Consider the following 11,570-nt stretch of genomic DNA (forward strand, 5'->3'; position numbering starts at 1 on the left):
CGCCCTCTCACACTCGCGGGATACCGACGCGGAGCAGATGCACCGCAAGGCGCACGCGCCCGCTTGCGAACGCGCCGCCCTCGGCCTCCAGCCGCAGCGGGGTGGGCACATAATATGCCTGCGGCTGGCCCGTGACGCCTTGTACCCAGGACCCAAGCGAGACCCCCAACCCGCTGCCATAGCGGTCCGGGCCGCCGACAACGCCAATGCGCCAGGACGACAAAGTTCCAGTGATCGCCTGCGATACGACACCCGACACCCCGATCACGACAGCCTTCGCGGGAATGACTGGATCGCTTTCAACCTCCGTGCCTTCCGCAAGGTTCACGTCGATCTCCACGGTCTCGGCCTGCAAGGCGGCGCCGTTGGGCGACACCGCCAAGGCTCCCGCCACCCATGCCAGACCATCGAAGACCGCGGCCTCGGCCCTGTCCACGATCCAGGCACGCCAGCCGGCCCGCGGCGTCACGAAAATCCAGCCGCCGTTCGAGAACACGGCCAGCTTGCCCGGATGCAGCGCCCAGTCCCCGGTTGCGGCGGGCGGCACGAAGAACGCCATGCCGTCCACCCCGACGGAAGGCGGGGTCTCCAGGGTCACCGACTCCAGCCGCAGCTGTGCGGCTGCATCGATCAGCGCCAGCGCTTCGTTCACGGTCACGTGCTTTTGTGCCTGCGCCGCCTGTACCAGCGGCAGTTCAAGGTTCGCGGTCTTAACCATGGAGTGTCACCTTTCCAAAGGACCCGGCACCGTACCGGTCCGAAATCTGCGCGACGCGCAAGTCATAGCCGCCAAGAGCACCATCCGCAGAACGCAGATCGGCGGGGTAGACCCAGCTTGGCGTGCTGACGATCACCTCGCGGCGCAGCCCGGCGCCGGTGTAGATCCGCACTGCATATTGCTCGAAGGCCTCACCGAGCGGCGCATCCGCCAATGACCAGAGATCCCCGTCGATCCGAGTCCGCCGCACCCAGCTTAGAACATGCGATCCATCCGCCGCCTGCCGCTTCCGAAGATGGACAGGCGCCAGCGGTCGCAGGCCGTTGCCGGCAAAAACGCGCTCTGACGGAACGAAGCTCGGGGCGCTCATGGGCTGGGATGCAGGCCCGACACGGAAGTACCGAACCAGCCCGCGTGCGTCAGAAGGGAGATCGATCTGCTGCACGGCATCGTCCAGCAGCACGACAAGGCTGCCCGCGGGCCATACGGGAGGCATGTCGGCTTCCGTTCCTAATTGCCCGCGCAGGCGCAGGCTCAGGTCATAGACATCGGGTCCCACAAGTTCCGCGCGTTCGAACTGGAAAATCTCCCATCCCGCCGTTCCCCCGTCCCCGATTGCCATCGCATTCGCCCCGGACAAGAGCATCTCCCGCGTGACCGATGACAATGCACCGTCCGACAGTTCCACGCGAAGTGGTGCACCCCTGTCCGGCAAGCCCGGCTGGGCCCAAGCCATCGAAGACCGCGTCACACCGACAATCCCCGCACGCGATACGACCGTGTTCAGCCGAAAGTCAGCGGTGCTTCCAGACCCGAATACCGCGACATCGCCCGGCCACGGCCGCGCCGCGACCGCAATCCATGGCGCATGGGGCACGGCATCGCTCCGCAGAAGCGGCAGGTCCATGAAGACCGGCGACGGCGGCACAGGCGCGTTCGTTGCACGGATCGGCGCGATCTCTTCCACGGGCTTTCCCGACAGGTAGATGCCCGGCTCCACGCGGACGGCCTCGATCACCTGAATCCCCTGGGACTCGCAGCGATCGATGCGGTAGCGGGCGCGTTCCGATCCCATGTCCAGGCCCACCACGTCCCCGGCGCCAAGCTCAAGACACGAGGGCGGCAAGGCGAAGCGCGCCGAATCCCGGGCTGCTCCGGCCTCGGCCAGCCATCTCTCCGTGATCGCACGAGCCTCGGCAGCCGTCAGCACGAGGTTCAGTTCCGACTGCGCAGCCACGTCGCTCTCGGCTCCTGGCAGCGCGGTCTCCATCGCCTTGATATCGAACACGCCATCGGCCGCGACATAGGAAAGCCGCACACGGTCCGCGATCTCCGCCCGCGCTGCGCGCGTCCGGTCCAGATCGATGTCCTGATCGGGATGCCGCGCCAGCATGTCCACCGAAACCATTCGCCGCACGCGCTCGTCGCGGTTTCGGAACACAAGCTGCCCGTCGCGTTCGTGTACGTCGAACCCGTAGGCCAGCATCAGCGGCTCAAGCGCCTGTCGGGCCGATCCGGTCTCGGGCACGCAATAGCCGCGGACAAGCCCATGCAGTTCCGACACGTCCGGGTCGTGAAGACCGGCCCGCCCACAGATCTCGCGCACCACCGTTGCCAGCAGTTGCGCGCCGGTACGTCCGTTCAGCCAGTGTCCACGGATGTAGTTCGGCCCATCTGTCCAAAGGTCCGTGCGCCCCGGAAACCAGGGATAGGGTCGCGCATCCCATGCCCAGACGAATGCCCGTCCCATGTCCACCATCGGCCCGCCATAGATCGGTGAAACCGGGTTCCTTGCGGCGTCGGCCCAATGCGCGTAGGTGGCGCGCAGATACTGCATCTGGATCAGGTCGTCGCGTGCACCGTTGGACCCGCGCGGCAACACCGACTCGGACGATTTCGGATCGATGAACTTGTTCGGCTGGTTGGTCGCGCTGTCCAGCGCCGCACAGCCCAGTTCGGTGAACCAGAAAGGCTTCGATTGCGGCTGCCAGGGGGTCGGCCCTGCCTGCCGCACGCCACCCATCCGGTCGTGATGCGCGTTCGACCACCAGTTCTGCAGGTCCTTGTAACGAAAGACCCACGGCTCGCCGTAGGCACCATCGGTGATCGGCACGCGCAACTGCGTCTCTGCCGCCGCCGCATCGGGGTAGTACCAGTCATACCCCTCTCCACCTGCGACATTCGCCTTGAGGTATTCGAGGTTGTAGATGGAGCCCCAGTCGGCATCGAGGTGGTCCTCCCCCGCACGCCAGTCCGAGATTCGCATGTAGTTGTCGATCCCGATGAAATCGATATCGGGGTGCGCCCAAAGCGGATCGAGATGGAAGAAATGGTCGCCAGACCCGTCCTGCGGCGTGTAGCCGAAGTATTCCGACCAGTCGGACGCATAGCTCAGTTTCACGTCCGGCCCGAGAAGCGTGCGTACGTCCTGCACCAGGCTCATGAACTCGGCCACGGCCGGGAAGTTGTTACCGGCGCCGCGGATCTGGGTCAGGGCGCGCATCTCCGACCCGATGCAGAACGACCCCACGCCCCCTGCGGCAGCACAAAGCGCCGCGTAGTGTAGAATGAACCGTCGCATTCCCCACTCCGGGGGACCGGAATAGATGACCTCTTCACCTTCGATCCGGAAATCCGAGGCACGGGCGGACCCGAAAAAAGCTTCGACCTCCGTTGACGCAGCCGCAGTTCCATCAGGGCTGCCGGGACGCCCCGGCGCGATCGACGTGGTGATCCGCCCACGCCACGGCAGTTCCGGCTGTCCGGCTGCACCTGTCCACGGATCAGGCAGCGTATTGCCAGGAAGCTGCTCCATCAGGATGAACGGATAGAACAGCACATGCTGCCCGCGCGCGCGGATGTTTCGGATCGCCTCGACCACCGCAGCGTCCGCCGGCGTGCCGCCGTAGACAGACTTGCCGTCGAGCCTCGGTACCTCGCGCGCACTGACGCGGTCCAACCCGGCCACGCGCCAGGGCATCGGCGCACCATCGGCAAACTTGTGTTCGACCTTGGGCCGGATCGCGGCCTGTCCGCAGCGCAAGTCGTCCCCGAACCACGACACGACCAGCGACACCGCGCCGCAATTCGGCAGCTCCGTCTGCAAGCTGTCCATGGATGCGAGAAAATCGGTCGCGGCCAGCGTATTGCTCATGTTTGCTGGCGTGTTGCGGCCCGGACCTTCGGCATAGTGAACCGGCGTGGTGGCCAGCGAGTATTCCCCCGTGCCCGGAATGAGCGCGACCGCGCGCACGCCATCGACCATCGAGCGCGCGGCATCCTGAGCCGCGGCCTGCTCCGGGCGCACCACTTCGAACGTGAACTGCGGAACGCGATTGCCAAAGGGTGTCAGGTCGAGATCCTCGAACACCACATAGGCCGTGCCGCGATAGGACGGTGCATTCCCGACCCCCTCGACAGCCGCGATCTTCGGGTCCGCGACCTGCCATTCGGAGCCGGGATAAACCCGCATCGAGACGCCGCCGCGTGGCAATTCCTCGCCATCCGCCCAAATCCGGGCAACGTGGCTGATCTGCCCTTCGCATAGTGCGACGGCAAGGCTCACGCTGTAGCTATAGGTCGTGACGCTCGGACCTTTCGGCCGCCCCTTGCCACCGGACACCCGTTCCGTGCTGCGCGCCTCGGAAAACTCCGACGCCCAGATCACCTGCCCCGCGATGCGCATGCGCCCGTAAAGCTGCGCCACGGCCGCGCCCTCGCTTGCGCCGGTCAGCCGGAACCTGTCGATCCGACCGCGTTCGACGACGTCCGATCCCGACCCCATCAACCGTTGGTCGATCAACTGCCCGACAGTTGCACCGACGGCCCGCCCTATGGCGGCCGCCGAAAGGCCTAGAACCGACCCGCCAACGGCGCTGCCCGCCGCAGCACCCGCTGCTGATAGAAGCAATGTCGCCATCAGATCGTCTCCTCGGGAAAGGCGAAACGCGCGACGACCCGCCGCCGCCACGGCTCGGATAGGGGGCTTTCGACAACCCCGTGCCGGTCGTATGCATGGATGAATGTGGGGGCGATGCCGGCTTCGCACTGGATCCCGAGATGCTTGGCTATTCCGCCATCGCGCATCCGGAACAGCAAAACGGTGCCGACCACGTCTTCAGCGGCGGGACACGCATCAAGCCGCCGCAGCGCCGCCAGCCAAAGCGCCTCGTGACCGTCAGGCTCCGCCCAGTCCGCAGTGTAAGGCGGGATCACCTCTGGTTCGACACCGTAGAGTCCACGCCAGACCCCGCGCACAAGGCCAAGACAATCGCATCCGGCACCCCGTACGCTCGCCTGGTGGCGATAAGGTGTGCCCAGCCAATGCCGCGCGATCTTGACCGCGATCTCGCCCCTGCTCATCGGTTCAGGCTCCCGCCGCCGTTCGAACCACCTGACTTCGGCACCGCCATCAGCCAGTCCTCGCCGGGGATATGCGGAAACCCGCGGAACCGAGAAAAGTTTCCGAACTTGGCCTTACAGGTCTCGGCGCGCTTGTCGCACCCGGCCTGGACGCGCACGCGGTCACCGGCGGCCAGAGTCGCGCGCAGTTCCTGCCACAGATCGATCCGCCGCTCCGCGCCGTCCAGCGCGTCGGACTTGATCATCGCGGACAGACCGGTCGCCGCGCCGCTGAGAACATCCAGTTTGCCACGGGCGAACCAATCGGCACCATAGCTCGAAAGACCGGACAGGCGCAGCGCCTGCCCTCCGACCGCGTCGATAACATTCGCCTCGGCAGAGTAGGCTGGGCTGGCCATGTCCACTGCACAAGCTGCATCGCCAAGCCGCGCATTGCAGTGACGCTGATAGACCCTGCCCATGGGCTGCCCAAGGCTCTCGGTCAGGCCACGCAGTTCTGCCCGGAAACCGCCACCGCCGGTCTGTACCTCGCCGATGGTGCCGCGAAACAGAAGGTGCCGTTCCGCGATATTCGTCCAGTTCACGAGCCATGCGCGAACCTCTGCCGCGTCGTACCGTCCGGCCACGAGATCGGCTTCAGTCACCGCGTCCGACTGCAGGGCCCCCAGCGCTTCGCCGTTATCGACGGCCAACCCGGTGGTCTGCTGCAACGCCTGGCCGGTCAGCCCGCTATCGGCACGAAACAGAACGCCGTCGAAGACCAGATCGTTATCGTGATCGGTGAACCCTAGCGTGACACCGTCCCGCCGCGCAACGGCCCAGCATCGACAAAGTGTTGTTGTACCGGCAGCCAGATGCGCGGCCAGCGCCTCGGAAACGGCCATCAGACCCGCACCTCGAGAACGGGCACATCCGGCACGTCCCCGGCCTGGAAGCTGGCGACCGACGTCACGATCTGATCCGTGTCGAACCGCACTGGCACGTCGAACTCGAAACCCGCGGTCACGACCACCCCGGCTGCAGGCGGCAGGGCAAGCGTCACAAGACCGGTGCTCAGATCAACCGAGAACACGCTCTCAGGCTGCTCGATACCATCGAGCGCAACGCGAACCGTGCCGGCAATCGGCTTCGCGATCGGGCGGAGATAACTTTCCGATCCGGACTCGTACATCTTGGCCAAGGGGAACCCACGCCGGACGGCATCGCCGACGCCGATCTGCTGATCCGTCGCGGCGACAGCCGCCGAAGGCTGGCAGCTCTTGTAATCCGCCCAGTCCTTCCAACGGAACCCGTAAAGCTGCCCTTGCCGCGCCTCGAAAAACGCGGTCAGCACGGCCACGTCGTCAAGCGACCGCACACCAAGACCCGCGTCGTAACGGCGGCGTGAATGTGCCCAGGGCGTGTTACGCTCCTCGAAACCGTTGGCCAGCGTCACGACATCCGTGCGCCGCACAGGCCCGCCCGCCGAACCGAAGCTCAGCGACGTCGGGAACCGCACTTCGTGAAATCCCATGTTCCATCCTTTCCTGTTCGCTCAGCGCGCGCGTTGGCCACGCCCCAGCGCGCGGCCCAGTTGCGCCGCGATCTGCGATTGCGACCGCTGGAAACTGCCCGCATCGGGCGTAGTCACGTTCATCACCACCGTGACCGGGCGCCCCCCACCCGCGGCCTGCACACCCAGCTTGCCATCGGGCCCGCGTGTAAGCGGCATGATCGCCTCCGGCCCGGCCTCACCCATCAGCCCGGAGCCACCGCGCATCGGGAACGTGGTGGGCGCACTCACGATCCCCCCCCGGGCAAAGGGCATGACCCGGCCCTGCGCAAAGGGCGCGCCATTGGCAAAGGGCATCGCCGCGCCGATCACCGACTCGATCCCCGCACCCGCGATCTTGCCCAGGTGACGGCTGACCGGATTGATCGCCGCCGAATACGCCGAGCTGAGGATCGACTTGCCGACCTCGCGCAGCGCGTCCGACGCCTTCATGCCGTCGAACACCATCCCCTCGAACGCGCCGCGCAAACCCCGGCTGATTCCGTTCGAAAGCGTACGAACCTCGCGCCCCGTGTCCGCCATCGTGGTACGGATCTGTTGCAATTCACCGGCGAATCCCGACGCGACACTCTGCGCGCCAGCAAGGCTTTCCTCCAACCCGCGCATTTGTTCCTCGAAACTGTCGGTTCCTTCGATCTCAACCATCGTCCTGCCCTTTCGGCCCATCGGGGAAACGTGCCATCAGCGTTTCCAGCCCAGCGCGGTCCAGCGGGCCCGCGCCCTCGTCCAGCCCCAGCATCATGAACAGCTCCGCCGGGGTCAGCGCCCAGAACTCTGCCGGGCGCAGCCGCAACCCGGTCAGCCCGGCACGCATCAGTCCCGGCCAGTCGAGTCCCGTCATCGCGGCGCAGGCACACTGAAGGCACGTACCAGCAGATGCGCCGCCGCCTGCGCCGCGGCCATCGGCCCGCCCGCGATCTCGGCGGTCATCAGGTCCCCCGGATCACCCTGCCAGCCACCACCGCGCAGACCCGCCACGATCAACGCCAGAACGTCGCGGCTCGAACAGGCCCCGCTTTCGAAACGTGTCACCAGATCCACGAGCGTGTCCTGCTCGAGCGCTGCCTCCAGTTCAGCCAGCGCGCCCAGAGTCAGCTTCAGCCTGTGCGCCTGACCGTCGATGGTCAGGCACACCTCGCCCGCCCAAGGGTTGCCCATCACAGCGCCGAGAACGCCAGCGCCCCGGCCGACGCCATAGACATCTCGTAGGTCGCCTCACCGTCATGGCTGCCCGCGTATTCCAGCGCGGTAATCTGGAACGCACCCTCCACCACGCCGAAATCCGGGATCACCACCTGGAACCGGGGCACCTCGCCCGCGAAGAACACCGAACGCGCGCGGGCATCGGTTGCCGCATCGCGGAACACGCCCGACCCCGAAAGGCTGGCCGACCGCATGCCCGCACCGCCCAGCAATTCGCGCCATCCCCCGGCGCTGTCGAGGCTCGTCACATCCACCGTCTCGGCGTTGAATGTCAGGCGGCTGGCACGCAGGCCCGCCACCGTCTGGAAATCCCCAGCCCCGTCGATATCGATCTTGATCAACAGGTCCTTGCCGCTTTGCACCGCCATCTCGGTCTCCGATCTTTGGTCAGTTGTCATCCAGCAGCGCGCGGAAGGTCATCTCCACCCGCCGCCGCGTACCGTCCCGGTCGCGCCGTGCGACCGCCCGTTCGAAACGCAGGAAAGCCACGCGCCCCCGCGCCAAAGTCAGTCCTGCGCCCAGGGCGGCCTCGACCGCCGCCGCCGTTTGCTTCAGCGCGTGAAATCCGCCGCCGTCGCCCGCGACCGTCAGGACGAAGCGATGTTGCGCAGCCCGCCCGGTCTTGTCCGACCGGTCGCGCACATCCTCGGACCCGAGCACGACGTGAACCGAGGCCACCGTTTCCCCGGGCGTCGAATCGAAGACCGGAACACCGGCCAGTGCAGGGTCGCCCGTCAGCCGCTCATGGACCGCCGCCTGAAGCGGCGCTGCCAATGCATAGGTCATGGGCTTACCTCCTCACGCGCACGACAGCGCAGCAGGCGCCCCTTCGCGTCCACCTCCCCGACAGCGAGGATATGAAACACCCGCGCACCATGCCGGAACCGGTCCCGCGCTGTGGGACGAGACGGAGCACCGTGGGGCGCGGCGGGCACGGTGATCCGGTATTCCTGAACCGATGCGCCCCGCCCGCCGACAAGTGTTTCGCGCCCGCCTGCTATTTGGACGTCGGCCCAGAGCGTGCCCTGCGCAGCCCAGGTCGTCACGACGCCGCCCGCGCCATCCGCCGTCCGTCCCGCGCGTTCCAGCACCAGCGGCCAGCGCCGTACCCGGGCGCTCATGCGCTCACCGATCCCAGCACACGCACAGTGCGATACCGGTCGATCAACGTCGTGACGCCGAACGGCATGTTGCCGTCGTGCTCGCCACCCTCGTGGCGCACGTCATAGAAATGCGCCGCCAGCAGCAGCACCGCCTGAGCAAGATCCGGCGGCATCCCACCCCAATCCGCGCTGTATCCGGCGGTGAAGGTCAGCACCGCGTGGCCCAGCGCGGGAATGTTCGGCAGGCACGGTCGCACTGCGTGCAACAACGGGCGGTGCGTGTCCTCTTCCAGGACCACCTCGCCCATGTCCACCATCATCATGTCACCGGTGCGGGTCACGATGCTCAGCGACACGAGTCCAGTCACCGGCGCCACCGGCAAGGGCTGAACTCGCGGATTGCGCCAGGCTCCCGTCTTCCAGCGGAAGGCACGCTCGAACAGCACCTTGCCGGTGCGCGCCTCGATCGCCGCCAGCGCCGCACGCAACGCAACCTCCAGCACCGGGTCCTGCAGATCGTCGTCCGCAAAGCCGGTGCCCAGCCGCAATTGCGCGCGCAGGCCTGCCATCGGCAGGTCGCCCAAGGCAATCGGCGTCAATTCGTCTAGCATCATGAAGTGTCTCCGGTCTTGTCAGGGACGGGTCAGAACCCGGGGATCAAGGGCGGGGTGGCCGCCCATCCGCGCCGCTCTGACGGAAGGGAAAGCTGGACAGCGCGTGCCCGAAGGCGGACCGCCACCCCTATGGACCGCGCGCTTCACCGTCGCGCGGCCCAATCGGGTTGGCGGATCAGCTGGCCGAGAAGCGCAGCAGCTTGATCGCCGCGAAGTCGCTCACGTCGCCGCCCACGCGCTTGGTGGCATAGAACAGGACGTGGGGCTTGGCCGAGAACGGATCGCGCAGCACGCGCAGGTCGGGGCGCTCGGCGATGGTGTAGCCCGCGGCGAAGTCCCCGAAGGCAACGGCGGCCGTCCCCGACCCGATATCGGGCATCTGCTCGGCGATCAGGACCGGGTAGCCCATCAGCCGCGCGGGTTCCGCCGCGGCCAGACCGTCGGACCACAGGAACCGGCCATCCGCGTCCTTCATCTTGCGCACTGCCCCCGCGGTCTTTGAATTCATCACGAAGCTCGCGTTGCTGCGGTATTGCGCGTCAAGGGCATAGACCAGTTCGATGATCGGGTCGGACGGGGCGCTCGACGAAAAGTCGCCATCCTGCCCCGACGCGATGTAGCCAAGGCTACCCCAGGCCCAGGATGCCTGCGGCACCATAGGGTGATCGAGGAACCCGCGCGGCTTGTCCACGCCATCGCCGCTGACAAAGGCACCGGCCTCGGCACGGGTGAACTTGTCCGCGATGCGCGCAGCCAGCCAGCCCTCGATGTCGAATGCGCTGTCGTCAAGCAGCCGCTGGCTGGCCTTGGGCAGCGCCGACAGTTCGTGAAGCGGGATCGAGATGCGGCTGATCTTCGGTGCGTCCGTCTCGATCAGCGACGCCGTCTCGTTCGTCCACGTGTAGCCCAGGTCCGAATGGTCCACGAGCACGTCGTAGGAATTGGCCTCGACATTCACCACGGTCGAAATCGACCGGATCGACGCGTTCGCCCGCAGCACCGACTGGATCGTGGCCGATGTCTGGGGATCGACGAGGAACCCGCCGTCGGCATCGATCGCCGTGGACATGCCCTTGGCCTCCAGCGGAAGGTGGCGCAGGCCGTCGTCGTCGCCGCTGCGCAGGTAGCCTCCAAAGGCATGCTTGTGTGTCAGGTCGGTGTCGGTGCCGGTGGACAGTGCGGGGCGCGCGGCCAGCGCGGTCTTGCGGTCAAGCATGGTCAGCTTCTCTTCCTGTGCCTTGAGTTGATCGGTGATTGCAGTGCGAAACGCGGTCAGGTCGTCCATCAGGCCGCCCAGCGCGGTCTTCATCTCGTGCACCGGACCGGGCGCGGTGCCGGGGCCCTGCACGGGGGCGGGGGCGGCAGACATGCCGATCCCGGCCCGAGCCTTCGTCTCGGGGGTACTCATCAGTTCTCTTTCCTCTCTCTGGGGGATCGGCCGGCTCAGTCCGTGCAGGCCAGACGACGGCGGGCGTCCGTGACGACCTCCGCCAGTTCGTGCCACAGCGCACCGTCGGTCGCGGGCGGCGTTTCCGCCTTCGCGCCGACCCGTGCCGTGGGCAGCATCGGGAAGGTGACAAGCGACACCTCCCACAAATCGATCTCGGCCAGCACGCGCCGGCCGTCTTCGTTCTTGTGGGCGCGCACCGTACGGTAGCCGATGGACAGCCCGTCGATGGCACCCGCCGCCAGCAGCGTCGCGGCTTCCCGTGCGCGGGCGACCTCGGTCAACAACCGGCCCTTGACGTAAAGGCCCCGCGCGTCCTCGCGGACCTCGTCCCAGATACCGATGGGCTGGGTCGGATCATGCTGCCACAGCATCTTCACCGCCCGCCCGCAGGACGCGAGCCGCGCAAGCGATGCGCCATAGGCCCCTGCCGCCACAAGATCGCCGCCCTGGTCCACCTCGCCGAAGCGCGAGGCATAACCCTCGATCCCCGCCTCCCCGACCAGTTCCACGTTCGCCTCGAGCTGACAGAACTTCCGCTCCAGCCCGTGCTCCATCATCACGCTCATCG

Annotated in this window: 14 protein-coding genes; all 14 read right to left on the reverse strand. The window is 66.9% G+C overall.

Annotated features, from left to right (window positions below; translation table 11 throughout):
* Positions 1-7: 7 nt before the first annotated feature.
* Complete coding sequence (locus DDE13_RS10235) at positions 8-718, reverse strand: DUF2793 domain-containing protein (RefSeq protein WP_111403987.1); 711 nt, start codon at positions 716-718, stop codon at positions 8-10.
* The gene (locus DDE13_RS10240; protein WP_111403988.1) at positions 711-4,637 is read right to left on the reverse strand and encodes a baseplate multidomain protein megatron; all 3,927 of its coding nucleotides are present in this window, start codon (positions 4,635-4,637) and stop codon (positions 711-713) included. Before DDE13_RS10240 ends, DDE13_RS10235 begins: the two co-directional genes overlap by 8 nt.
* A complete protein-coding gene (locus DDE13_RS10245) occupies positions 4,637-5,080 on the reverse strand; it encodes an NlpC/P60 family protein (RefSeq protein WP_111403989.1) in 444 nt (147 codons plus the stop codon). Before DDE13_RS10245 ends, DDE13_RS10240 begins: the two co-directional genes overlap by 1 nt.
* On the reverse strand, positions 5,077-5,964 hold the full coding sequence (locus tag DDE13_RS10250; protein ID WP_111403990.1) for a DUF2163 domain-containing protein: 888 nt from the start codon (positions 5,962-5,964) through the stop codon (positions 5,077-5,079). Before DDE13_RS10250 ends, DDE13_RS10245 begins: the two co-directional genes overlap by 4 nt.
* Positions 5,964-6,593, reverse strand: coding sequence for a DUF2460 domain-containing protein (locus tag DDE13_RS10255; protein ID WP_111403991.1), 630 nt, complete (start codon positions 6,591-6,593; stop codon positions 5,964-5,966). The genes DDE13_RS10250 and DDE13_RS10255 overlap by 1 nt, the downstream gene beginning before the upstream one ends.
* Before the next feature lie 21 nt (positions 6,594-6,614).
* Entirely contained in the window at positions 6,615-7,277 is a 663-nt protein-coding gene (locus DDE13_RS10260) for a phage tail tape measure protein (RefSeq protein ID WP_111403992.1), read from the reverse strand.
* Positions 7,270-7,473 (reverse strand): rcc01693 family protein, encoded by a 204-nt coding sequence (locus tag DDE13_RS10265; protein WP_111403993.1) that lies wholly within the window; start codon positions 7,471-7,473, stop codon positions 7,270-7,272. Before DDE13_RS10265 ends, DDE13_RS10260 begins: the two co-directional genes overlap by 8 nt.
* On the reverse strand, positions 7,470-7,790 hold the full coding sequence (locus tag DDE13_RS10270; protein WP_111403994.1) for a gene transfer agent family protein: 321 nt from the start codon (positions 7,788-7,790) through the stop codon (positions 7,470-7,472). The genes DDE13_RS10265 and DDE13_RS10270 overlap by 4 nt, the downstream gene beginning before the upstream one ends.
* Positions 7,790-8,203 (reverse strand): phage major tail protein, TP901-1 family, encoded by a 414-nt coding sequence (locus DDE13_RS10275; protein WP_111403995.1) that lies wholly within the window; start codon positions 8,201-8,203, stop codon positions 7,790-7,792. The genes DDE13_RS10270 and DDE13_RS10275 overlap by 1 nt, the downstream gene beginning before the upstream one ends.
* 19 nt (positions 8,204-8,222) lie before the next feature.
* Positions 8,223-8,621: a DUF3168 domain-containing protein gene (locus DDE13_RS10280; RefSeq protein WP_111403996.1), complete on the reverse strand. Its 399-nt coding sequence runs from the start codon at positions 8,619-8,621 to the stop codon at positions 8,223-8,225.
* A complete protein-coding gene (locus DDE13_RS10285; RefSeq protein WP_111403997.1) occupies positions 8,618-8,956 on the reverse strand; it encodes a head-tail adaptor protein in 339 nt (112 codons plus the stop codon). The genes DDE13_RS10280 and DDE13_RS10285 overlap by 4 nt, the downstream gene beginning before the upstream one ends.
* Positions 8,953-9,552, reverse strand: a complete 600-nt coding sequence (locus tag DDE13_RS10290) for a head-tail connector protein (RefSeq protein ID WP_111403998.1) — start codon at positions 9,550-9,552, stop codon at positions 8,953-8,955. The genes DDE13_RS10285 and DDE13_RS10290 overlap by 4 nt, the downstream gene beginning before the upstream one ends.
* A 175-nt stretch (positions 9,553-9,727) precedes the next feature.
* Positions 9,728-10,960 carry a phage major capsid protein gene (locus DDE13_RS10295; RefSeq protein WP_111403999.1) on the reverse strand — a complete coding sequence of 411 codons (1,233 nt, stop codon included), beginning with the start codon at positions 10,958-10,960 and terminating at the stop codon, positions 9,728-9,730.
* A gap of 35 nt (positions 10,961-10,995) precedes the next feature.
* Positions 10,996-11,568 carry an HK97 family phage prohead protease gene (locus DDE13_RS10300; protein ID WP_235868663.1) on the reverse strand — a complete coding sequence of 191 codons (573 nt, stop codon included), beginning with the start codon at positions 11,566-11,568 and terminating at the stop codon, positions 10,996-10,998.
* Positions 11,569-11,570: the final 2 nt, after the last annotated feature.

Source organism: Meridianimarinicoccus zhengii (assembly GCF_003254465.1).
GTDB classification, from domain to species: domain Bacteria; phylum Pseudomonadota; class Alphaproteobacteria; order Rhodobacterales; family Rhodobacteraceae; genus Meridianimarinicoccus; species Meridianimarinicoccus zhengii.

Bases quoted from the DNA above. Each gene is read 5' to 3' on its own strand.
- DDE13_RS10235 (WP_111403987.1), bottom strand. From the start codon at position 718: ATGGTTAAGACCGCGAACCTTGAACTGCCGCTGGTACAGGCGGCGCAG.
- DDE13_RS10240 (WP_111403988.1), bottom strand. From the start codon at position 4,637: ATGGCGACATTGCTTCTATCAGCAGCGGGTGCTGCGGCGGGCAGCGCC.
- DDE13_RS10245 (WP_111403989.1), bottom strand. From the start codon at position 5,080: ATGAGCAGGGGCGAGATCGCGGTCAAGATCGCGCGGCATTGGCTGGGC.
- DDE13_RS10250 (WP_111403990.1), bottom strand. From the start codon at position 5,964: ATGGCCGTTTCCGAGGCGCTGGCCGCGCATCTGGCTGCCGGTACAACA.
- DDE13_RS10255 (WP_111403991.1), bottom strand. From the start codon at position 6,593: ATGGGATTTCACGAAGTGCGGTTCCCGACGTCGCTGAGCTTCGGTTCG.
- DDE13_RS10260 (WP_111403992.1), bottom strand. From the start codon at position 7,277: ATGGTTGAGATCGAAGGAACCGACAGTTTCGAGGAACAAATGCGCGGG.
- DDE13_RS10265 (WP_111403993.1), bottom strand. From the start codon at position 7,473: ATGACGGGACTCGACTGGCCGGGACTGATGCGTGCCGGGCTGACCGGG.
- DDE13_RS10270 (WP_111403994.1), bottom strand. From the start codon at position 7,790: ATGGGCAACCCTTGGGCGGGCGAGGTGTGCCTGACCATCGACGGTCAG.
- DDE13_RS10275 (WP_111403995.1), bottom strand. From the start codon at position 8,203: ATGGCGGTGCAAAGCGGCAAGGACCTGTTGATCAAGATCGATATCGAC.
- DDE13_RS10280 (WP_111403996.1), bottom strand. From the start codon at position 8,621: ATGACCTATGCATTGGCAGCGCCGCTTCAGGCGGCGGTCCATGAGCGG.
- DDE13_RS10285 (WP_111403997.1), bottom strand. From the start codon at position 8,956: ATGAGCGCCCGGGTACGGCGCTGGCCGCTGGTGCTGGAACGCGCGGGA.
- DDE13_RS10290 (WP_111403998.1), bottom strand. From the start codon at position 9,552: ATGATGCTAGACGAATTGACGCCGATTGCCTTGGGCGACCTGCCGATG.
- DDE13_RS10295 (WP_111403999.1), bottom strand. From the start codon at position 10,960: ATGAGTACCCCCGAGACGAAGGCTCGGGCCGGGATCGGCATGTCTGCC.
- DDE13_RS10300 (WP_235868663.1), bottom strand. From the start codon at position 11,568: ATGAGCGTGATGATGGAGCACGGGCTGGAGCGGAAGTTCTGTCAGCTC.